This window comes from Ruegeria profundi, from assembly GCF_020171505.1.
GTDB classification, from domain to species: Bacteria; Pseudomonadota; Alphaproteobacteria; order Rhodobacterales; family Rhodobacteraceae; genus Ruegeria; species Ruegeria profundi.
Window position 1 is genome coordinate 81283 of sequence record NZ_JAIUZS010000004.1, and the last position, 22110, is coordinate 103392.

At 57.4% G+C, this 22110-nt stretch carries 26 protein-coding genes; 2 read left to right on the plus strand and 24 right to left on the minus strand.

The window, feature by feature from the left end; translation table 11 throughout:
* Nucleotides 1–4: 4 nt before the first annotated feature.
* Genes LCM21_RS10710 through LCM21_RS10725 form a run of 4 tightly spaced genes read right to left on the minus strand, consistent with a single transcriptional unit; the run spans nt 5 to nt 1906 of the window.
* The gene (locus LCM21_RS10710) at nt 5–478 is read right to left on the minus strand and encodes a periplasmic heavy metal sensor (RefSeq protein ID WP_224890610.1); all 474 of its coding nucleotides are present in this window, start codon (nt 476–478) and stop codon (nt 5–7) included.
* A complete protein-coding gene (locus LCM21_RS10715) occupies nt 475–828 on the minus strand; it encodes a hypothetical protein (protein ID WP_224890611.1) in 354 nt (117 codons plus the stop codon). The genes LCM21_RS10710 and LCM21_RS10715 overlap by 4 nt, the downstream gene beginning before the upstream one ends.
* Complete coding sequence (locus tag LCM21_RS10720) at nt 821–1432, minus strand: RNA polymerase sigma factor (protein WP_224890612.1); 612 nt, start codon at nt 1430–1432, stop codon at nt 821–823. The genes LCM21_RS10715 and LCM21_RS10720 overlap by 8 nt, the downstream gene beginning before the upstream one ends.
* Before the next feature lie 6 nt (nt 1433–1438).
* On the minus strand, nt 1439–1906 hold the full coding sequence (locus LCM21_RS10725; protein ID WP_224890613.1) for an EF-hand domain-containing protein: 468 nt from the start codon (nt 1904–1906) through the stop codon (nt 1439–1441).
* A gap of 199 nt (nt 1907–2105) precedes the next feature.
* On the opposite strand from LCM21_RS10725, the gene LCM21_RS10730 reads away from it, so the two are divergent.
* Together LCM21_RS10730 and LCM21_RS10735 are read left to right on the plus strand one after the other, a co-directional pair.
* The gene (locus LCM21_RS10730; protein ID WP_224890614.1) at nt 2106–2504 is read left to right on the plus strand and encodes a DUF983 domain-containing protein; all 399 of its coding nucleotides are present in this window, start codon (nt 2106–2108) and stop codon (nt 2502–2504) included.
* Nucleotides 2505–2529: 25 nt separating this feature from the next.
* Nucleotides 2530–3231 carry an NUDIX hydrolase gene (locus LCM21_RS10735; RefSeq protein WP_224890615.1) on the plus strand — a complete coding sequence of 234 codons (702 nt, stop codon included), beginning with the start codon at nt 2530–2532 and terminating at the stop codon, nt 3229–3231.
* A 3-nt stretch (nt 3232–3234) separates the two neighbouring features.
* Here the strand turns inward: LCM21_RS10735 and LCM21_RS10740 are convergent, their stop codons facing one another.
* The 20 genes from LCM21_RS10740 to LCM21_RS20720 all read right to left on the minus strand — a co-directional run bounded on the left by LCM21_RS10740 (nt 3235) and on the right by LCM21_RS20720 (nt 22109).
* A complete protein-coding gene (locus LCM21_RS10740) occupies nt 3235–4902 on the minus strand; it encodes a ribonuclease J (RefSeq protein ID WP_224890616.1) in 1668 nt (555 codons plus the stop codon).
* On the minus strand, nt 4899–5678 hold the full coding sequence (locus LCM21_RS10745) for a type III pantothenate kinase (protein ID WP_224890617.1): 780 nt from the start codon (nt 5676–5678) through the stop codon (nt 4899–4901). Before LCM21_RS10745 ends, LCM21_RS10740 begins: the two co-directional genes overlap by 4 nt.
* An 11-nt stretch (nt 5679–5689) precedes the next feature.
* On the minus strand, nt 5690–6439 hold the full coding sequence (locus tag LCM21_RS10750; RefSeq protein WP_224890618.1) for a biotin--[acetyl-CoA-carboxylase] ligase: 750 nt from the start codon (nt 6437–6439) through the stop codon (nt 5690–5692).
* A gap of 54 nt (nt 6440–6493) precedes the next feature.
* Nucleotides 6494–7936: an NADH-quinone oxidoreductase subunit NuoN gene (gene nuoN, locus LCM21_RS10755; protein ID WP_224890619.1), complete on the minus strand. Its 1443-nt coding sequence runs from the start codon at nt 7934–7936 to the stop codon at nt 6494–6496.
* Between the two features lie 14 nt (nt 7937–7950).
* Entirely contained in the window at nt 7951–9495 is a 1545-nt protein-coding gene (locus LCM21_RS10760; RefSeq protein WP_224890620.1) for an NADH-quinone oxidoreductase subunit M, read from the minus strand.
* On the minus strand, nt 9495–11636 hold the full coding sequence (nuoL, locus tag LCM21_RS10765) for an NADH-quinone oxidoreductase subunit L (protein ID WP_224890621.1): 2142 nt from the start codon (nt 11634–11636) through the stop codon (nt 9495–9497). Before nuoL ends, LCM21_RS10760 begins: the two co-directional genes overlap by 1 nt.
* A gap of 6 nt (nt 11637–11642) precedes the next feature.
* Nucleotides 11643–11948, minus strand: coding sequence for an NADH-quinone oxidoreductase subunit NuoK (gene nuoK / locus LCM21_RS10770; RefSeq protein ID WP_068335527.1), 306 nt, complete (start codon nt 11946–11948; stop codon nt 11643–11645).
* Nucleotides 11949–11952: 4 nt separating this feature from the next.
* A complete protein-coding gene (locus LCM21_RS10775) occupies nt 11953–12555 on the minus strand; it encodes an NADH-quinone oxidoreductase subunit J (RefSeq protein ID WP_224890622.1) in 603 nt (200 codons plus the stop codon).
* Nucleotides 12552–12962 (minus strand): carboxymuconolactone decarboxylase family protein, encoded by a 411-nt coding sequence (locus LCM21_RS10780; RefSeq protein ID WP_068335534.1) that lies wholly within the window; start codon nt 12960–12962, stop codon nt 12552–12554. The genes LCM21_RS10775 and LCM21_RS10780 overlap by 4 nt, the downstream gene beginning before the upstream one ends.
* Entirely contained in the window at nt 12959–13453 is a 495-nt protein-coding gene (nuoI, locus tag LCM21_RS10785; protein WP_039524264.1) for an NADH-quinone oxidoreductase subunit NuoI, read from the minus strand. Before nuoI ends, LCM21_RS10780 begins: the two co-directional genes overlap by 4 nt.
* 2 nt (nt 13454–13455) lie before the next feature.
* The gene (nuoH, locus tag LCM21_RS10790; RefSeq protein WP_068335537.1) at nt 13456–14493 is read right to left on the minus strand and encodes an NADH-quinone oxidoreductase subunit NuoH; all 1038 of its coding nucleotides are present in this window, start codon (nt 14491–14493) and stop codon (nt 13456–13458) included.
* 195 nt (nt 14494–14688) lie between these two features.
* Entirely contained in the window at nt 14689–16710 is a 2022-nt protein-coding gene (gene nuoG, locus LCM21_RS10795) for an NADH-quinone oxidoreductase subunit NuoG (RefSeq protein ID WP_224890623.1), read from the minus strand.
* Nucleotides 16711–16713: 3 nt separating this feature from the next.
* Nucleotides 16714–17181, minus strand: coding sequence for a DUF5333 domain-containing protein (locus LCM21_RS10800; protein ID WP_319003914.1), 468 nt, complete (start codon nt 17179–17181; stop codon nt 16714–16716).
* Between the two features lie 35 nt (nt 17182–17216).
* A complete protein-coding gene (locus LCM21_RS10805) occupies nt 17217–17594 on the minus strand; it encodes a hypothetical protein (protein ID WP_224890624.1) in 378 nt (125 codons plus the stop codon).
* A gap of 23 nt (nt 17595–17617) precedes the next feature.
* Nucleotides 17618–18034, minus strand: coding sequence for an MAPEG family protein (locus LCM21_RS10810; RefSeq protein ID WP_224890625.1), 417 nt, complete (start codon nt 18032–18034; stop codon nt 17618–17620).
* A gap of 4 nt (nt 18035–18038) precedes the next feature.
* Nucleotides 18039–19337 (minus strand): NADH-quinone oxidoreductase subunit NuoF, encoded by a 1299-nt coding sequence (gene nuoF / locus LCM21_RS10815; protein WP_068335546.1) that lies wholly within the window; start codon nt 19335–19337, stop codon nt 18039–18041.
* 6 nt (nt 19338–19343) lie between these two features.
* Nucleotides 19344–19571 carry a DUF5337 domain-containing protein gene (locus LCM21_RS10820; protein ID WP_068335548.1) on the minus strand — a complete coding sequence of 76 codons (228 nt, stop codon included), beginning with the start codon at nt 19569–19571 and terminating at the stop codon, nt 19344–19346.
* Between the two features lie 29 nt (nt 19572–19600).
* Entirely contained in the window at nt 19601–20761 is a 1161-nt protein-coding gene (locus LCM21_RS10825) for an NADH-quinone oxidoreductase subunit E (RefSeq protein ID WP_224890626.1), read from the minus strand.
* Nucleotides 20761–21984, minus strand: coding sequence for an NADH-quinone oxidoreductase subunit D (locus tag LCM21_RS10830; protein ID WP_170375130.1), 1224 nt, complete (start codon nt 21982–21984; stop codon nt 20761–20763). The genes LCM21_RS10825 and LCM21_RS10830 overlap by 1 nt, the downstream gene beginning before the upstream one ends.
* Nucleotides 21984–22109 (minus strand): hypothetical protein, encoded by a 126-nt coding sequence (locus LCM21_RS20720; protein WP_263618976.1) that lies wholly within the window; start codon nt 22107–22109, stop codon nt 21984–21986. The genes LCM21_RS10830 and LCM21_RS20720 overlap by 1 nt, the downstream gene beginning before the upstream one ends.
* Nucleotide 22110: the final 1 nt, after the last annotated feature.

The following is a 22110-nucleotide window of genomic DNA, read 5'->3' on the forward strand; positions in this document are numbered from 1 at the left end:
TCAATCACTCCGATGGTTTGCGCCGATGCGTTTTACGTTTGATCACCTTTTGCAACCTGTCTGCATACGCCTTTCGTTCTGTGCCGGTCATGGCAGTTATGCGCTCTAACCATTCTTCCTGAAGGGCAGTTTGCAATTCGGCCATGGCCTGCGCCTGTTGATCGAGCAATGTATTTAGAGGTACTGGATCAAAGGGTTCGGCACGCAGAGCTGTCTGAAGCGCCGTAAAACCCTGAGACCGCATTTTCGCGCCTTGGATATGCCGTTCATACAGTTCGCCGCGCAAAGCTTTGCGTTCCTCTTTTGGCAAGGCCCGGTACAGCGCTGGTCCAAAGCCGGGGGGCGCCTTGCCGTGGCTATCCCCTTTGAAACGGTAGGCAGTGCCCAAAGCGACCCCGACGACCAATAGATTCAGCGCCAGCGAAACAAATAGCAGGATCGTCACCCACCGCCTTTTGGGCTTGGATTGATCGCTCATTCGGCGTCCTCCAGAAATGTTGCATCCAGCCCGAGGTCAGCGACCACAAAGCTGTTTTCCTGCGGATAGATGATCGCAGCCGGATCGGGCAAGAAATCAGGCGCGGACCAGCCGATCCAGACGCCAACCGCACTGGCCGCGACCAGACCGCCCATGCTCTGCCAGCCGCCAATCCCGTCCAGCATGCGTACCCAGACCGAACGCCGGGACGACGACGCAGGTTTCAGACGGTCAAGGCGTACCGTCTCGGCATCCGTCACGATGCGCACGGCCAGATCATCGGGCAGATCAGGTCGGGTTTGCCGCGCCTTGGCTAACAATTGATCAAGGTCCATCTCGTCTTCAGCCATCTTCGTACCCCAGTTCATCCTGCCGTCCGGCCAGTATTGCCGCCAAAGCGCGTTTTCCGCGCGCAGTCAGACTTTCCACCGCTTCTGTTGAAATGCCCATGATCCCAGCGATTTCGGGATTGGGCAGTTCTTCGATATGCCGCAAGATAACCGCTTGCCTCTGGCGGTCTGGCAATTGTGACAACGCCACCTGCAAAGCATCTTTACGTGCTGCCTCCTGGAGTCTTTCAACAGCGCTTGGGTCTTCATCCTCGGGTTCGGGGACATCGTCCAGACGGTCAGGCCGCTTCCTGCGCTGCATATCTACACATAGGTTCAAAGTGACACGGTAAAGCCATGTGGTCACTTTGGCCTGTCCACCCACCCAGTTTGGTGCCATTCTCCAAAGCCGCATCATGGCATCCTGCGTAACGTCTTCAGCCTCGGCCCGGTTGCCCAACATCCGCATCGCAACCGAGAAACACCGTGGCCCCAACCGATCGGTCAGCACACGCGCGGCCACCGCATCACCGTCTGCAAATTGCCGCAACAACGCGTCGTCCGAAGTGTCCGCAGCGCCGTCGGCGCCACGAACAGCCTGTGGTGCGGAGGTCAGATCCTCCATCCTTCATCAGCTATCGTCAGCGTCTGCGTTGCCGCCTTTGCGGTGCTTCCGGCCCATCCGCGCTTTTGCATCGGCAAATTCCTGCTCTGAGATCGTCCCGCTGTTATCCGCGTCGATACGGTCAAACATCTTGCCAGCGCGGCGCGGCTTGGGCAACTCGTCCTGACTCAGAAAACCATCCTGATTGGCGTCATGCCTTTCAAACATCTTTGCCACACGATCATTGGCGCGTTGCTGAGCTGACGCCTGCGCCTCATCAATGCTCAACTGCCCGTCGCCATTAGTGTCAGACTGAGAGAATCGCTGCACGCGATGGGCTTCCATTTCTTCCAGCGTCAGTTGGCCGTCGCCGTTGGCATCCAATTCCTGAAAGTTCACAGGTTCACGAATAGTTGATCCGGCTGCCAAAAGCGATGTGCCGGTAACGGCAACAGCCGCGATCAGAATGGCCGGAATGAATTTGGCGCTGTTCATGTCGTTTTCCCTTTGTTTTGCGGCCCTTTGCCGCCGCCTACAAAAGTCTAAACGCACCGTTGCACCGGTTCCGTCGAAATTTGTTCGAAAATTTTGTTGAAGCGTTGCCGCGGCTTCGCGTCACAAAGCGACGCACCCCCCTTTTCTGTGAGGCAAAACCAGAGCAGTATCGCGCGCAAGTGAAAGCGCGAGTTTCAAAATGACAGACCAGACGATCGAAACCACGACCGAGAATGACCGCCCGACGTGGCCCGCACTTGTCAACGGCTTCCGGGGCCGTTGCCCGAAATGCGGCAAAGGCAAGGTTCTGCGGGGCTATTTGAAGGTTCAGGACAACTGCGGCCATTGCGGACAGGAGTTGTTTCACCACAGGGCGGATGACGGCCCGGCTTATTTGACCATTCTGGTCGTTGGTCACCTGCTGGCGCCCGCTTTGCACGTCACATACGTTGAATTTCGCCCGCAACCGCTGACCATGTTCTTGATCTTTGCGATCGGCTGTACGGCACTGTCGCTGTTTTTGCTGCCCCGTCTGAAAGGCGCCGTCGTTGCCTATCAATGGGCACGCCGCATGCACGGTTTCGAAAAAGAGCAATGACCTTGTTCACGAGATCGCACAGCGCATGACAGAGGATAAATCCGCGATACGGGATGCGGCAACGGTCATAGTTCTGCGCGATCGACTGACGAACCCCTCGATACTAATGGGACAGCGCGGCGCGAAAGCTGTTTTCATGCCCAACAAGTTTGTGTTTCCCGGTGGCGCGGTCGACACCGCAGACAGCTCTGTCCCGTTGGTCGCCCCCCTGCCCGCACTATGCAGCGAAAGGCTGGACGAACGATCCGCGCCCGGTTTGCAGAACGCTTTGGCCGCAGCGGCGATCCGCGAATTGTGGGAGGAAACCGGATTGGTTCTTGGTGAGCGTGGCGATTGGCAAGGATCAGTTCCTGCGGATTGGCAGGAATTTGCGCGCATGGGTTTCCGACCAACGGCCAGTGACCTTCAGTTCGTATTCCGCGCCGTGACTCCGCCGGGTCGCCCCCGCCGTTTCGATGCGCGTTTTTTCCTTGTCGACGCCAACGCAATCCAAGGGGACCCTGACGATTTCAGCCGCGCTTCGGATGAGCTGTCCCACCTGCAATGGGTTCCATTGAACCGGGCGCGCGAATTGGACCTGCCGTTTATAACTGAGGTCGTTCTGGCCGAAGTGGCGGCCCGGGTTACAAACCCCGAGCCGCCCTCGAACGTTCCGCTCTTCCTGCATACCGAGGAACAAAGCCTGTTCCTACAGCTTAAAGGGCATCCGATGCCGGACGCAGACTAAGCGTCACTTCATTCGGCTGATGACGGTGGTCACTTCGGGCTTTTTACCGATTTCGGCCCTGGCAGTTTGACGCACGATGCGACGCATGGCTTCTTCCAGCTTGTCGTCGTCACGCAGAGTCTTGGCATCCGCGCGCATGAGGAACTGGTTCAAGTCTTCCTCCAATACCTCAACCAGGGCGGCGCGCGACGTACCGGTTTCGGGCAGACCCATGGTGTCACACCACGGTTCACCCAGCGGTTCATCCTCTTCATCCAGAATAACAGTCACCGTCACATGCCCATTCAAGGCCATGCGGATTCTGTCGCGTACCACCCCGTCCAGCGCACCGATCTTAACTGTGCCGTCCAGATAGGTGCGACCGGTTTCGACGTAATCAACCACCTTGGGCGCATTGCCTGTAAGGTCAACCATCGTTCCGTTGATCGCCAAAACACCCGTTCGCCCGCCGGCCTCGACCAGCTTGGTGTGTTCGCGCAAGTGGCGATGTTCCCCATGCATCGGGATCACCACCTGCGGGTCTATCAGCGCGTGCACTTTCTCAAGATCAGGTCGGTTCGCATGGCCAGAGACGTGATACAGACCCGAGCTGTCATCGACCACATCGACGCCCTTTTCGCTGAGTTGGTTGATGATAAAGATCACCCCCCGCTCATTTCCCGGAATGGTCTTGGACGAAAACAAAAACAGATCGCCCTCTTTCAACTCTAACCCACGATACTTGCCCCGCGCCAATTGCGCACTGGCGGCACGGCGTTCGCCCTGGCTGCCGGTCACGATCAGCATCAGGTTCTGGCGCGGTACGTCCACGGCCTCTTCCGCGCTGATGACTTTGGGGAAATCCGAAAGTATGCCCGTCTCTGTCGCCGCCTCGATCATTCGCCGCATGGCGCGACCCAACAAAACGACCGAGCGCCCTGCCCGCTGGCCCGCTTCGGCCAGCGTTTTCACACGCGCAACGTTAGAGGCAAAAGTTGTTGCCACAACCATGCCCTCGGCGCTTTCGACCAGTTTTGTAATTTCCGGACCAACTTCCGCTTCCGAGCGGCCATCATGCGGGGAGAACACGTTGGTGCTGTCACAGATCAGCGCCTTAACGCCGGTTTTTGCAACGCTGGCCCAAAGCTCGGGGTCGAACGGTTCACCCACCACAGGGTTCGCATCCAGCTTAAAATCCCCCGAATGCACAACCCGGCCCGCGGGCGTGTCAATCACCAGGGCCGCGCTTTCGGGAATCGAGTGCGACACGGGCAGGAAGCCAACAGTAAACGGTCCAACCGTAACGTTCTCGGGCCAGGCTGAAACCGTATGCACCGCGTCTTCCGGGTGTCCGTACTCTTCCATCTTGCGCCGCGCGATATTCGCGGTAAAGGCGCGTGCGTAAATCGGCGCACCGAGCGCCTCGTAACAATGCGCCACGGCCCCGACGTGATCCTCATGCGCGTGAGTTACGAACACGGCTTCAAGCCGATCAGCCCTCTCGCGCAACCATGATATGTCGGCATAGATCAGGTCGACGCCCGGTGTTGTGTCCATATCCGGGAAGGTCACACCAAGGTCCACAAGGATCAGACGTTCCTGTCCTGGCTGTCCATAGCCATAGACATACGCGTTCATGCCAATTTCGCCAGCACCACCCAGCGGCAGATAGATCAGTCGTTCACTGCTCATGTCGAGCCATTTTCCTTGTTGTAGCGATGGATCACGGTCAGCCCGTGCATCGTCAGATCGTCTTCGATTGCGTCAAACCCGACATCCGCCTGATCGAACAAAGGCGCAAGCCCACCGGTGCCGACGACCTTCATCGGCATTCCGTATTCCGCCTTGATCCGGGCAATCAGCCCCTCGATCAAACCGGAATAGCCCCAATACACGCCGGATTGGATACAGCCAACCGTATTTGTGCCAATGACTTTTTCGGGTCGGGTAATGTCAATATGAGGCAGCGCCGCCGCCCCTTGGTGCAATGCCTCAAGGCTAAGGTTCACGCCCGGTGCGATGATGCCACCGACATAAGCCCCGTCCGACGCCACCACGTCGAAATTCGTCGCCGTTCCGAAATCGACCACAACCACGTCCCCGCCATGACGGTCAAACGCGCCCACGGCGTTGGCAAGGCGGTCCGGGCCGGGGATCGTTCCCTCGTCCACACGCGGTGAGACAGGTAGAAGGCATTCCGGTTTACCAACAACAAGCGGTCGGCAGCCAAAAAAACGGTCCGCAAAGATACGCAGGTTGAACACCACGCGCGGCACAGTTGATGCAATCACTACGTCGCTTATTTTCGCATCAATCCCGTAATGTTTCACCAGCGTCGAATACCAAGTGAAATATGCGTCCGCCGTGCGAGAATGATGGGTCGAAGTTCGCAGCGTGCATAGGAATTTCTCGCCGTCCCAGATCGAGAAAACGGTGTTTGTATTGCCGCAATCAATTGCCAGAAGCATCTAGGCCCCCTTCAGAAAAACACGTCCGCCGCAGGAATGCTGACGCGGCCTTTGGCGGTCTTTAAGACAAGGTTGCCGTCGGAGTCCACGGTTTCAAATGTTCCAACTGTGTTGGATGTGGACGTGCGGGCGGTAATCACCTCTCCGATCCTTGCAGCCCGGGACAGCCAGGCTGTTCGGATCGGCTCGAACCCAAGGGTCGCAAACTGTGTTTCATATTGCGCGTAGGCCACCGCTAATTCGGTCAGAAAATCCTCGGGCGAAACTGCCGCACCTGTCTCAGACAGCAGCGATACCGGGCGCACCGCATTCTGTTCAACGACATTGGTCGTCGGCGCTTCGGTCAGGTTCACGCCAATTCCGATTGCCAAATGCGATACCGCACCGCCCTGCCCAGTGCTTTCCAGCAAAATACCTGCAAGTTTGCCGCCGTTCAGCAACACGTCATTCGGCCATTTCAAAGACAGCCCCGCAGCGCGTCCTGTAACTGCGATACAGGCATCAAACACCGCAAGTGCCGCAACGAAGCTGCGCAACGCTGCCTGCCCCGGATTACCCTGCGGCCGCATCAACAACGTGGCGGCTAGGTTTCCCTTGGGATTGACCCACGCCCGACCGCGCCGTCCGCGCGCAGCGGTTTGGTGACGTGCCATGATCCACACCGGGCCGGACGCCGTTGGCGCAAGCCGCGCGGCCTCGTTTAAGGTGCTGTCGACTTCTTGCACGACATGCAGGCCGTATCCCTGTGGCCAGCCTGTCATGGCAAAAAGGCCCGGTCTATCGACCGAGCCCCCTGCGACTGGAAGTCCAACAGGTCAGTTGACAAGCGTTGCCGCCGCAGCTGCTGCTGCGCCTTCGATACCGAATTGGTAGAAAACACCAACCAGCATCAGTGCAGCCGACCCCATCAATGCCACCCAAAGAACCGGAGTCGCGCGCGTCTCTATTGGGTCTTCGTTTTCGGCACCGAAGTACATGTAAAAGACGATACGCAAATAGTAGAACGCACCAATCACCGACGCGATTGCCGAAACGATCACCAAACCGGTCAGACCCGCGCTGACGCCAGCTTGCCAAACGCCAAACTTGGCGAAGAAGCCCAGCATCGGCGGCACGCCGGCCAGGCTGAACATCAGAATCAGCACAGCTAAGGCTTTGCCCGGATCACGTTTAGCGTATTGCCGCAATGCGTCGATATCCGTGACGGGCTTGCCGTCCCGCTCCATCATCAGGATGAAGGCAAAAGTACCGATGTTCATGGTTACATAAATCGCCAGATACATCAGCATCGCCTTGACGCCCAACTCTGTCCCTGCGGCCAGACCAATCAGAGCATACCCCATATGAGCGATGGACGAGAAAGCCATCAGTCGTTTGATGTCCCGCTGACCGATGGCAGCAACGGCTCCCAACAGCATCGATAGTACCGAAAGCAGCACGATGATCTGCTGCCAATCCGCGATCACCCCACCAAAGGCGTCATGCAATAAGCGCGCAAACAGCGCCATGGCGGCGACCTTAGGCGCGGTGGCAAAAAAGGCGGTGATCGGCGTAGGCGAGCCTTGGTAGACGTCTGGCGTCCACATATGGAACGGAACAGCCGAAACTTTGAAGGCTAGTCCAGACATCAGGAACACCAGACCGAACAACAGACCGACCGAGATCTCGCCGTGCTGAACTGTCTGGATGATGCCCGAGAACAGAGTGGTTCCGGTAAATCCGTAAACCAGCGACGCGCCATACAACAGAAGACCCGAGCTGAGAGCCCCAAGCACGAAGTACTTCAATCCAGCCTCGGTCGATTTCAAGCTGTCCCTGCGCAAAGCGGCCACGACGTAGAGGGACAGTGACTGAAGCTCCAGCCCCATATACAGCGACATCAGGTCGCCCGCGCTGACCATCATCATCATACCCACGGCAGCCAAAGCCACCAGCAGCGGGTATTCGAACCGCAGCATATCGCGACGCGCCATATAGTCTTGGCTCATCACCAAAACCGCAGCGGCGGACAGCAGGATCGCGACCTTTGCAAAGCGCGAGAATCCGTCATCCACGAACATGCCGTTGAACGCCACATTTGTGCCGTCGCCATTTGTTGCAATCCAGAAAGACAAGAGCGCCATCACCCCGGCCGTTGTCCAGACCAAAACCGGCGCCAGAGCGTCTTTCGTCGTATAGACGGCCCCGATCAGAGCAGCCATCGCGTATACGGCCAGAATGATCTCTGGCAGGATTATTGTCAGATCAGCTTGGATCATTTCTCCAAAGCTCCCTACTGCGAGGCGGCCGTCTGGGTCGCGGCCTCAGCCGCGGCCAGAGCCGTATCATAGTTTGAAATAAGGGCGGCGGTCGAGTTGCCTATCACATCGGTCACCAGCGACGGGTAAACGCCCAGAAGGATCGTCATCACGATCAGCGGCGCAAAGATCAGCCGCTCGCGCGAGCTCATGTCTGTCATCGCCTTGAGGCTTTCCTTGATCAAGTCGCCAAACACGACTCGACGGTAGAGCCACAGCGCATAGGCTGCCGAGAAAATAACACCTGTTGCGGCCACGGCCGTGACCCAAGTGTTCACCTGGAAGGTGCCCATCAGGGTCAGGAATTCCCCGATGAACCCAGATGTGCCCGGCAACCCAACATTGGCCATAGTGAACAGCATGAAGACCAGCGCATAGGCAGGCATCCGAATGACCAGTCCGCCATAAGCCTCAATATCGCGCGTGTGCATCCGGTCATAGATTACGCCCACACACAGGAAGAGTGCCGCCGAAATGAACCCGTGGCTCAGCATCTGGAAGATCGCACCGTCAATGCCTTGCTGATTTGCCGCAAAAATGCCCATGGTGACAAAGCCCATATGTGCGACCGAGGAATATGCGATCAGCTTTTTCATATCCTCCTGCACCAGCGCAACCAGTGAGGTGTAGACAACCGCAATCGCCGACATCCACAGCACCAGATCAGTCATCACAGCCGACCCTACCGGGAACATGGGCAAGCTGAACCTAAGAAAGCCATAGCCGCCCATCTTCAACAGGATTGCCGCCAGAACAACAGAACCCGCAGTCGGCGCTTGCACGTGGGCATCTGGCAACCAGGTGTGTACCGGCCACATTGGCATTTTCACTGCAAACGAGGCGAAGAAGGCCAAGAACATCAGCGTCTGCATGCCGCCGACGATGTAGATGCCCAGAACGCTGAACCCCTCAGACGAGAACTGATGGTTCATCAGCGCCTCAATATCCGTGGTGCCCGCATCAGCATACATTGCCACCATCGCCACAAGCATCAGCACCGAACCGAGGAAAGTGTACAGGAAGAACTTGAAGCTGGCATAGATGCGTTCTTTGCCGCCCCAGATGCCGATGATCAGGAACATCGGGATCAGCCCTGCCTCAAAGAACAGGTAGAACAGCACCAGATCCAACGCCATAAACACGCCCAGCATCAGCGTTTCCAGCAGCAGGAAGGCGATCATGTATTCCTTGACGCGGTCGGTCACGTTCCAACTGGCCAAAATGGTCAGCGGCATGATGAAGGTCGTCAGCAAAACGAACAGCACGCTGATGCCGTCCACGCCCATCTTGTATTTCAAGCCCAGCAACCACTCGCCTTCTTCCACCATCTGAAAGCCGGTGTTTGAGGGGTCGAAACTGGTGTAGATCCCGATTGAAACAAGGAAGGTTACTGTGGTCGCCACAAGAGCCACCCACTTCGCGTTGCGCTGCGCGGCCGCGTCATCACCGTGCAGGAACAGGGCCAGAATGCCGGCCGCCACAGCGGGGATGAAGGTGACGATGGAGAGGATATTATCCATTATTGTGCGCCTCCGCCAATCGACATCCAGGTGACAAGGGCTGCGATGCCCAGAACCATCCAGAAGGCGTAAGTAAAGATGTAACCCGTCTGCGCCTTACCTGCGAGGCGGGTGAAGAACGGAACAACACCCATTGCGACACCGTTCAGGAAACCGTCGATGGTATTGCCATCACCGCGTTTCCACAGGAACCGGCCAATCGCCACGGTTGGTTTGACGAAGATCGCATTGTAGATTTCGTCGAAGTACCACTTGTTCAGCAGGAACAGGTACAAAGGACGCTGGTTCTGCGCCAAACGGCCCGGCAGTGACGGATTGACGATGTAGAACCAGTAAGCCATGGCAAAGCCGAGGACCATCGCCACAAACGGCGAGACCTTGACCCATTTCGGAGCCGCGTGCGCATCGTCCAGAACATGGTTGTCTGGTGCCATGTAAAGCGCGCCTTCACCCGGTTCGCCGACAAACGCGTAGTGGTGATCGCCATGCGCGTCTTTCTCACCATGGCCCTCATCTGCATGGGCATCGCCATGAGCTTCATCCGCGTGAGCTTCATCGCCATGCGTGCCCGACTCCGCGTGATCGCCAGCCTCAGCATGCTCTGACGCCTCTGCCACCGGAATGCCGTAGAACTTGCCCACCTTGTCAGCATGGCCAAAGAAATTGCCATACCAGATCATTCCGGCGAATACCGCCCCAAGGGACAGCACACCCAGTGGCACAAGCATGACCATCGGGCTTTCATGCGCGTGCTCATGCGTATGCTTGTCGCCACGAGGTTCGCCATAGAACGTCAGGAAAATCAAACGCCAGCTATAGAAGGATGTGAACGCTGCAGCGACGACCAGCAACCAGAAGCCATAGGCCGACCCGCCTGCATAGGCGCTTTCGATGATGGCGTCCTTGGACAGGAACCCAGCGAAACCGATCGTCGTCAGCGGAATACCTACACCCGTGATCGCCAGCGTACCGATCATCATCGCCCAGAAGGTATATGGGATTTTTTTCCGCAGCCCGCCATACTCGGTCATTTCCTGTTCGTGGTGCATGGCATGAATAACCGAGCCCGCGCCGAGGAACAGCAACGCTTTGAAGAAGGCGTGCGTGAACAGATGGAACATCGCGGCGGAGTACATCCCGACCCCAGCGGCCACGAACATATAGCCAAGCTGCGAACAGGTCGAATACGCGATGACACGCTTGATGTCGGTTTGCACCAACCCAACGGTCGCGGCAAAAAAGGCTGTGCTTGCGCCCAGTACGGTGACAAACCCTGTCGCACCCGGCGCAAACTCCATCAGTGGTGACATCCGGCACACAAGGAACACACCCGCCGTTACCATGGTCGCAGCGTGGATCAGCGCAGACACAGGCGTCGGGCCCTCCATCGCATCCGGCAACCACGTGTGCAGGATCAGCTGTGCAGACTTACCCATCGCACCGATGAACAGCAGGACGCAGATCACTTCGATGGCGTTCCACTCAGACCACAAGAAGGTAAGCTGAGTTTCCGCCAACTGCGGCGCCGAGGCAAATATGTCTGAGAAATTGATGCTGTCCGTGAGGAAGAACAGCGCGAAAATCCCCAAGGCAAAACCAAAGTCACCCACCCGGTTGACGATGAACGCTTTCATCGCAGCGGCATTTGCGCTCGGCTTGCGATAGTAGAATCCGATCAGCAGATAAGACGCGACACCCACGCCTTCCCAGCCAAAGAACATCTGCACCAGATTGTCGGCGGTCACCAGCATCAACATCGCAAAGGTGAAGAAGGAAAGGTAAGCGAAGAAACGCGGCTTATAGCTTTCGCCCTCACGCCATTGCGGATCGTGATCCATGTACCCGAAGGAATAGAGGTGCACGAGCGCCGAAACGGTCGTTACCACGATCAGCATGATCGCAGTCAGTCGATCCAGACGAATGGCCCAGCTTGTCGAAAGCGAGCCGCTCTCGATCCAGCGCATGATTTCGATCTGTTGGGTGACGCCGTCGAAGGTGAAAAACACGATCCACGACAGCAAACAAGCCAGGAACAACAGGCCGGTGGCGGTCCACATGGCGGCTTTCTCGCCAATGAATTTCCAGCCGAACCCGCATATCAGCGCACCCACCAGCGGGGCAAAGAGGATGGTCGTTTCCATTGTCTCTTACCCCTTCATCATATTGGCGTCTTCAACCGCGATCGAGCCACGGTTGCGGAAGAAGCAAACCAGAATGGCCAGCCCGATCGCCGCCTCGGCCGCTGCAACAGTCAGGACGAACAGCGTAAACACCTGCCCAACCAGATCGCCGAGGAAGCTGGAAAACGCCACGAGGTTGATATTCACCGCCAGCAGCATCAACTCGATGCTCATCAGCAGGATGATGACGTTCTTGCGGTTCAGGAAGAGACCGAAGATGCCGATGACGAACAGCGTCGCCGCGACCGTAAGATAGTGTTCAAGTCCGATCATCGTCTCACAGCCCCTGCCCCGGTTTCACGTCCTTCAACTCCATCGCCTTGGCCGGGTCGCGCATCATCTGGCCGACGATGTCCTGACGCTTGATGTCCTGACGGTGGCGCAGCGTCAGAACGATGGCGCCGATCATTGCGACCAGCAGGATCAGGCCCGCCAGTTGGAACAGAAGGAAATATTGATCATAAAGAATGACGCCGAGCGCCTCGGTGTTGTGACGGTCTGCCGGGACTGGTTGCGCGAGGTTACCAGCCGCGCCCTGTGCGCTGTCCCAGGCACCAAAGGCCATGACGAACTGCATCAGGATAACCAGACCAATCAGCAGGGCCAGCGGCATATAGCGCGCCATCTCGGCCTTCAGCTCGGCAAAGTCCACGTCCAGCATCATCACCACAAACAGGAATAGCACCGCGACCGCGCCCACGTACACGATGATCAGCAGCATCGCCACGAATTCAGCCCCAAGCAGCACGAACAGCCCTGCCGAGGACAGGAAGGACAGGATCAGCCACAGAACCGAATGCACCGGTTGGCGGCTGATCACCGTGAACAGCCCTCCGGTGATGGCGCCGATGGCAAAAAGGTAGAAGGCAAAGACGGTCATTGATCCTCATCCTCGTTGTCTCCCATGACCTCCTGCGCCAGATCCAGCGCTCGGGTCATGGCCGGGATGCCGGCAAAGACCGACATCTGACCGATCGTTTCCACGATCTCTTGTTTTCTGGCCCCGGCCTCAAGCGCGTGGCGGACAGTCTGGCGCACGGCGGTATCGGCCTGCGCGCCCTGACAGGTCAGCCCCGCCAGCGTCAGAAGCAGACGGGTCTTAGCATCCAACCCGTCCTTGTTGACGGCATTGCCAAACATCATCTCCATGACCTCTTTAGGCATGGTCGGCCACAGCGCCTCGAACCCCTTGGGCGAGAAATTCTCCATCGCCGGGTTCATCGCTTTGGCCATGTCCTGAGCTTGCTTCATCATCAGCTCGAACGGATTTGTCGGGCTGTCACTCATCGGTAAGGTGCGTCCATTTCCAGATTCCGGGCAATTTCAGCTTCCCAACGTTCACCGTTATCGAGCAGTTTTTCCTTGTCGTAAAACAGCTCTTCGCGGGTCTCGGTCGCGAATTCAAAATTCGGGCCTTCGACGATGGCATCGACCGGGCAGGCCTCTTGGCAGAAACCGCAATAGATGCACTTTGTCATGTCGATGTCGTAGCGCGTAGTGCGGCGGCTGCCGTCTTCGCGCGGTTCCGCGTCAATGGTGATCGCCTGCGCGGGGCAAATCGCCTCGCACAGCTTGCACGCGATGCACCGTTCCTCACCATTTGGGTAACGACGCAGGGCGTGTTCACCACGAAAACGCGGCGACAGTGGCCCCTTCTCATGCGGGTAGTTTACGGTGGCCTTTGGGGCAAAGAAGTATTTCAACCCCAGTTTCATACCTACCCAGAAGTCCTGCAGCAGGAAATATTTCGCGGCGCGGGTATAGTCGATTTGAGTCATAATCAGCCTCCTACGCTCCAGCGGGCGAATGCGCCCCAGAACCAGTCAAATCTTGCCGCAAAGGCCACAAAGACCACCCAGACCAGCGAGAACGGCAGGAAGACTTTCCAGCCCAACCGCATCAACTGGTCATAGCGGTAGCGCGGCGTGATCGCCTTGACCATTGCGAACAGGAAGAAGAAGAACGCCATCTTCGCAACCATCCACAGCGCGCCATCCGGCAGACCCGGAATGGGCGACAGCCATCCGCCAAAGAACAGCAGCGTGGTAAGAGCACACATCAGGAAGATGGCGATGTATTCACCTGCCATGAACAGCAGGAAGGGCGTGGCCGAGTATTCGACCTGATACCCGGCAACCAATTCCGATTCCGCCTCGGGCAGGTCGAAGGGTGGACGGTTGGTCTCGGCCAGCGCAGAAATAAAGAACAGGAAGACCATCGGGAAATGTGGCAGCCAATACCAGCTGAAGAACCCAAACGACCCGTCTTGAGCGCGGACGATGTCGCCAAAGTTCATTGAGCCAGTGGAAATGATGACACCGATGATAATCAGGCCGATCGAAACTTCGTATGAAATCATCTGTGCCGCCGAGCGCAGAGAACCCAGGAAAGGGTACTTTGAGTTCGACGCCCAACCGCCCATAATCACGCCATAAACCTCAAGCGAGGAAACGGCGAAAACATAGAGAATGGCAACGTTGATATCAGAAAGAACCCAGGTATCGTTAAACGGGATCACTGCCCACGCGATCATCGCCAGCACAAAGCTTGTCAGTGGTGCAAGCATAAAGACGGTACGGTCGGCACCGGCCGGGATAACGACCTCTTTGACCACGTATTTCAACGCATCCGCAACTGTTTGCAGCAAGCCATACACGCCGACCACGTTTGGACCGCGCCGCATCTGGACCGCTGCCCAAATCTTGCGGTCGCCATACACGAGGAACAATAGCGAAATCATCACAAATGCAACAACGGCAAGCACTTGTGCCAGAATGATAAAGGCTATTCCGCCTGGGGTGTTAAAGAAATCAGCCATTGGTCCTCACACCGTGGGTATTCCGTTTTCCGCAAACGATGCTTAGGCCATGTGCCTGCGCAAATTGCGGCTGTGTCGGCGCGTTGGTGTAAACAGCATCCGCCGCCCCAGCGCCACCCTTTTTATTGCGTTTCACACGCATTTCTTGGCCCAGCGTATCGCAGGCCCGCTTCAAGGATATGAAACAAGACTGGATCATTCCGCCGCGATCTTTTCGGACTTGCGGGCCTGTGCCTGTGCCGACAGTTCGGCCATCAATTGCGAGGCCCGAGCAATCGGGTTGGTCAGGTAAAAGTCACCTATCGCATTTCGGAAGCTTGCCTTGCCCAGCGGACCTGCTGCCAGCTGTTCCACCTTGTTTTCGATGACCTCGTCAATTCGCGCCAAATGCGGCACCGCTTCGATCAACGCAGTGCGAAGCTGCGCCAGTGAGTCATAGGGCAGTTTTGCACCCAGCTCTGCCGAAAGGGCACGCAGGATCGCCCAATTCTCCTTGGCCTCACCCGGTGCGAACCCAGCACGCGCAGCCAATTGCGGACGACCCTCTGTGTTTACGAACAGGCCGTTTTCTTCGGTGTAGGCTGCGCCCGGAAGGATCACATCAGCGCGATGGGCTCCGCGATCACCGTGGCTGCCCTGATAGATGACAAATGCGCCTTCCCCGATCTCGATCTCATCGGCGCCGAGGTTATAGATCACATCTGCCGCGCTGATGGCTTCCATGCCGCCTTCGTTTGTTGCGTCAACATCCATCGCGCCAACCCGAGACGCTGCTGTATGCAACACGATCAGGCCACTTTCAGTATTGGCGGCAATGGTTTGTGCCGCAGCCAGGACAGCGGCCCCGTCCGCTTCTTTCAAGGCGCCCTGACCAATAATCACCAATGAGGCTTTGCCCTTGATCTCATCATCACCGCCCATGTCGACGACTTTTTGTAAGGCCACGCGGTCATCACCCATGTGCTGATACTCATACGTCAGATCAACCGCCGGCCCGACCACAGCAACCTCTGCCCCATGTGCCCATGCCTTGCGGATGCGGGCGTTGAGTACCGGAGCTTCGTCTCGTGGGTTGGTCCCGATCAGCAATATCCGCTCGGCCGTATCGATATCTTCGATCGCAGCAGTTCCGGCGTAAGCCGCCCGGTTTCCAGCCGGCAGCCGGGCACCGTCGGTTCGACACTCGACAATTCCACCCTGCCCTTCGATCATCTGTTTCAAGGCAAACGCGGCCTCGACCGGTACCAGATCACCCACAAGTCCTGCAGGTTTTTCGGCCCCTTTCAGCGCCTCGGCAGCTTTGTTCAACGCTTCGGGCCACGAGGCCGGACGCAGTTTGCCGTTTTCGCGCACATAGGGCTTGTCCAAGCGCTGACGACGCAGGCCGTCCCACACAAACCGCGTCTTGTCGCTGATCCATTCCTCATTCACGCCATCATGGTTACGCGGCAGAAAGCGCATGACTTCGCGCCCCTTGGTATCAACGCGAATGTTTGAACCCAGAGCGTCCATCACATCGATGCTCTCTGTTTTGGTCAGCTCCCACGGACGTGCAGTGAACGCATAGGGCTTGGACGTCAGCGCCCCAACCGGGCAGAGGTCGATGATATTGCCTTGCAGGTTCGAGTCAAGCGTCTGGTTCAGATACGAGGTGATCTCAGCATCCTCACCGCGCCCTGTCTGTCCCATCTGCGTGATCCCGGCCACCTCGGTCGTAAAGCGCACGCAGCGGGTGCAACTGATGCAGCGGGTCATCGCGGTGCCCACCAACGGCCCCAGATCCAGATCGTCTACCGCGCGCTTCGCCTCTTTGAATCGCGATCCGGACAAACCATAAGCCATCGCCTGATCCTGCAGGTCGCATTCGCCGCCCTGGTCACAAATCGGGCAATCCAGCGGGTGGTTGATGAGCAGGAACTCCATCACCCCTTCGCGGGCCTTCTTCACCATCGGTGAATTGGTTTTTACCACTGGCGGCTGACCTTCCGGTCCCGGGCGCAAGTCGCGTACCTGCATCGCGCAGGATGCTGCGGGTTTCGGCGGTCCGCCCACAACTTCGACAAGGCACATACGGCAGTTTCCGGCAATGGAAAGACGCTCGTGATAGCAAAAGCGCGGGACCTCAATCCCGGCTTCTTCGCAAGCCTGAATCAGGGTCATCGCACCATCGACTTCGATTTCCTGCCCGTCGATATTTACTTTGCGGAGGTCAGACATGATCTAGTTCGCCCTCAAATACACGCCAACAGCGCTGTTTCTTTCGATTTCCTTCTGCCCCAATGCGCAGAAAGAGTTCTGATCTTTGTAACTCACGCCATTCTGGGCCAAATATGCCTCGCCCTTGGCGCGCATTCTGTCCTTTTCGGCGTCGGATTCTACATATGCCCGGATTTCATCGTCCGAGTAGCCGAGGTTATTTGCCTTGGACTTCAGCCCCCACATCACGCCAATCGCCTTCAGGCGTCGACCACTGATCGAGGGGCAGTATTCTGAGATCTCGTTCGCAATAGCGATATAGTAAAGCTCGTCGTCAATCTCTTTTACGTCGCGCAGCGGCGGTTTCGCTTCTGCTACCGTTGGCAGCGCCAGTACAGACAACATTGCAAGCAGTTTCACACCAGACATGACCAGTCCTTTCGTCTTGGGAAACCCAAGACGGCCTGCCGCCGAGGTGCTATGCAATAACATCCCCCGCGTCATGGCGTGATATGCGCAAGCACGCCTCATGGTCGTTGGCATGCCCCTGCAAAGGTCAGCTTGTCGTCAACAATGCTGAGCGCCTGCGGATCGGTATCCGGGCCAACCTTCCAAAGAATTTGGGACGTTCCGAAGTTGTAAATACAGAATTTTGTTCCTTCGAACCTTCCCGCTTCGCGTGCACCTTCCAGCGACGCCGACACACCGTTGACGACCACTGTGAATTCTGTCGGCGTTGCTTTCTTGTCGACCGGTTTCGCCTTGGCCCGAAAATAGTGGCCGTCAAAAAAAACCCGATCGCTGGAAGACGAAATCCCAACCCCGCTGCAAGCCGCGACAAAAGATATGGCGGCCAACGCACCCAGCATCGTGAACCGCCCCGGAAGGAGATGTTGGGCCTTCATCTGAATATTCCCCGAGTTTACCATCAGAACGCAGCCACCAACGCCATTACACCCATCGCCACCATGCAAGCCCACGCGATCACATAAGTGACCGAGCGCAAGCCAGTATTTGGTTTACCGATGCCCCGAATATGGACCACCAACATCGCCAAGCGCGCGACCAACGCGATCGAGGCCAGCAGATTCACCCAGAACGGGCTGACTCCCATCAGAATGGCCGCGACCGTGACCGCAACATACGCGGGTAGGGTCTCGGTCCCATTCAGATAAGCCCGGTTCAAACGATAAGCACTATCGGAATAGTCCTGCGCTGGGGCTGCACCGGGTGCCAAACCCTTGGACTGCTTGGCCAAGGCTGAAAAAGGCGACAGCACCAAGATAATCAGGGAAAATATGACAACCGATGCGACAGCATGGCCATATTCTGCAAACAGGTCCATCAGGTTACTCCGCTGCCATCGCGCCCATGCGGCCCGATTTCTGAGCCTTGATGCGGTCTTCGATCTCTTCGCGGAAGTTGCGGATCAGACCCTGGATCGGCCAGGCGGCCGCATCACCCAGCGCACAGATCGTGTGGCCTTCGACCTGCTTGGTCACATCAAAAAGCATGTCGATTTCTTCCAACTCGGCCTCGCCACGCACAAGGCGGTCCATGACACGCATCATCCAGCCTGTGCCTTCGCGACACGGCGTACACTGACCGCAGCTTTCATGCTTGTAGAATTTCGACAGACGCCAGATCGCCTTGATGATATCGGTGGACTTGTCCATCACGATTACCGCAGCCGTACCCAGACCCGAGCCCAAATCGTTGCGCAAGTAATCAAAATCCATGATCGCATCGCGCATGTTTTCACCGCGCACACATGGCACGGACGAGCCGCCCGGGATCACCGCCAGCAGATTGTCCCAACCGCCGCGAATGCCGCCGCAATGGGTCTCGATCAGTTCTTCGAACGAGATCGACATCGCCTCTTCGACGACACAGGGGTTATTCACGTGGCCCGAAATCGCAAACAGTTTGGTGCCCGCATTGTTCTGACGGCCAAAACCCGCAAACCAGTCAGCACCACGGCGTAGGATCGTGGGAACAACGGCGATGGACTCCACATTATTCACCGTCGTCGGACACCCATAAAGGCCCGCTCCCGCCGGGAACGGAGGCTTCATCCGCGGCATTCCCTTCTTGCCCTCAAGGCTTTCGATCAGAGCGGTTTCCTCACCGCAAATGTACGCCCCTGCCCCGTGATGCAGAAACAGGTCAAAGTCCCAGCCCGAGCCGGCTGCGTTCTTGCCAAGCAAGCCCGCGTCATACGCTTCATCAATCGCAGCCTGCAGCGCCTCACGCTCACGAATATACTCGCCGCGCAGGTAGATATAGCAGGTATGCGCATTCATCGCGAAAGAGGCGATCAGGCAGCCTTCGATCAGCGTGTGCGGATCGTGGCGCATGATCTCGCGGTCCTTGCAGGTTCCGGGTTCGGATTCATCTGCGTTCACAACCAGATACGCCGGACGTCCATCGCTTTCTTTGGGCATGAAGGACCACTTCAGTCCCGTCGGGAAACCCGCGCCGCCCCGTCCACGAAGCCCTGAATCCTTCATCGTCTGGATGATCCAGTCGCGGCCCTTTTCCATCAGGCCAGCAGTGCCATCCCAATGCCCCCGGGCTTGCGCACCCTTCAAAGTACGCTCATGCATCCCGTAGATGTTGGTAAAGATCCGGTCCTGATCCTTCAGCATCGCTAGTTACCTTTGGCTATCCTGACGCATCCGCCAGAGTTGAAAAATGTTGACACCCGCGTAGATGAAACCCGCCAGAGCAGCGAAGTCAAAAAGCAGGGCATGTCGCGTCGTCAATTCCAGTGCGGGTCCGACAAAAAGGTTCATGGCAAGCCAAAACAGCATAGTCGCGGCAATGACTATACCAATATGACGGCCCTTGCGGGCTATGGCCTGTTCTTTGTCCTTGTCCATCTTACCCTGATGCCCCGACCGGGCACCGTTTATTCGTCGTCGTAAGTGCCATCTTCCTTGGCGCGTTTGGCGAATTCGGTTTCCTCACCCGCCGCCAGTTTCCCGGCCTGCTCAATCCAGCCATCGCGTTCAATCCGCCCTTTGAACTGCAACCGTTCATCCACCCAAGCCACATGCTCGGGTGTCCACGCCGCGATCTGGTCGAAATGATAAATACCCAACTCGTTCAGCGTCTGTTCAAGTTTGGGCCCGACGCCTTTCAGCAGTTTCAGATTGTCCGCCTTGCCGTCACGCGCCGTGCTGAGCGTTTCTGGTTGGGCTTCTTGAACCTTTGTGCTGTCTGCCTTGGCCGCAGCACCGTCCGGCGAAGCCGGTTCAGCCTCGGCCGATTTCTTAGTAGCACTTTGCTGCGCCGCAGTCTTTCCAGTCTCAGGCGCTTTAGGCGGTTTGGGCGCGGCCTTACTCGCGGTGGCTTTGCCATCTTTGCCCAACCAAGGCGTCAGGATCGGTACTTCGGTACCGTCGATCCGCTTGACCGTGTCGCCCAGATCATTGGCGAGTTCAACACTCGCGTTGTACTGAGGCTTGCCCGCCTCATATTCGGCCAAGCTGCTGAGCCCCTTCAAAGGTTCCGACGCATATCGCCCGTTTTGAGGCCCCGGCACCGGAACTTTTCCAGCAACAAGATCATCCAGAATTTTTCCAAAACTCTCGGCGGTCAGGTCTTCGTAATAGTCCTTGCCGATTTGCGCCATCGGCGCGTTGGTGCAAGACCCCAGGCACTCCACCTCTTCCCAGCTCAGCTTACCATCCGCAGACAGCTCGTGCGGTTTGGCAGCGATTTTTTCCTTACAAACCGCGATCAGGTCTTCGGCGCCACAGATCATGCAGGAGGTCGTACCGCAAACCTGAATATGCGCCACAGAACCAATGGGTTGCAGCTGAAACATAAAGTAAAAAGATGCGACTTCAAGCACACGGATATAGGCCATATCCAGCATGTCTGCGACAGATTCGATAGCCGGGCGGCTCAGCCAGCCCTCCTGCTCTTGCGCGCGCCAGAGCAATGGAATAACCGCGCTGGCCTGACGGCCCTCGGGGTATTTAGTGATCTGCGCTTCGGCCCATTGCTGGTTGGCAGCGGTGAAGGCAAAGCTTTCAGGTTGTTCTGGGTGAAGACGGCGGAGCATTAGCGGTCAATCTCTCCAAATACGACATCCATGGTGCCGATGATGGCGGCCACGTCGGCCAGTTGGTGGCCCTTTGCAACATGGTCCATAGCTTGCAGGTGCAGGAAACCAGGCGCGCGCAGTTTGGCGCGGTAGGGTTTGTTGGTGCCGTCGGCGACCAGATAGACGCCAAACTCGCCCTTGGGGGCTTCGACAGCGGCATAAACCTCGCCCGCGGGGACGTGGAAGCCCTCGGTGTATAGTTTGAAGTGATGGATCAAACTTTCCATCGAGGTCTTCATGTCCGAGCGTTTCGGCGGAGTGATCTTGCCGCGCGCCAGAACATCGCCGGGGCACTCGCGGATTTTGGCGATGGCCTGACGGATGATCAGCAGCGACTGGCGCATCTCTTCCATGCGGCAGAGATAACGGTCATAGCAGTCGCCGTTCTTGCCAACAGGTATCTGGAATTCGAACTCATCATAACATTCATAGGGCTGCGCGCGTCGCAAATCCCAGGCCAAACCCGATCCACGCACCATCACGCCCGAGAAGCCGTATTTCTGAATGTCATCCTCGGTCACGACACCGATATCCGCATTGCGCTGTTTGAAGATGCGGTTTTCGGTCAGCAGACCGTCGATGTCATCCAGAACGGCAGGGAACTCATGGCTCCACGCCTCGATATCGTCGAGCAATTCCGGCGGCAGGTCCTGATGAACACCGCCGGGGCGGAAATAGGCGGCGTGCAAGCGGGCGCCACAAGCACGTTCATAGAAAACCATAAGCTTTTCACGCTCTTCAAAGCCCCAAAGCGGCGGGGTGAGTGCGCCCACGTCCATCGCCTGCGTAGTCACGTTCAGCAGGTGGTTCAGAATACGCCCGATTTCGGAATAAAGCACCCGGATCAGCGACCCCCGGCGCGGCACTTCCACACCAGTCAGCTTTTCAATGGCCAGACACCAGGCATGTTCCTGATTCATCGGCGCCACGTAATCCAGCCGGTCGAAATATGGCAGGTTCTGCAGATAGGTCCGGCTTTCCATCAGCTTTTCGGTGCCTCGGTGAAGCAGGCCGATATGTGGATCGCAGCGTTCAACGATCTCGCCGTCGAGCTCAAGCACAAGGCGCAAAACCCCATGCGCTGCAGGGTGTTGCGGGCCGAAGTTTATGTTGAAGTTGCGGATCTTCTGTTCTCCGCTCAGCGCGTCCGTGCTGCCGTCATCGTATCTTGAGCCGTCCATCAACGCCCCCGTTTTTTCTTTTTCGCTTCAGCCCGAACCCGGACCTTCTCAGCTTCGGCCGCTTTCACTGCGGCCCCTGCCAGCAGCACGCCCAACGCGCCCAATGCGATCAGTTCACCTATCATG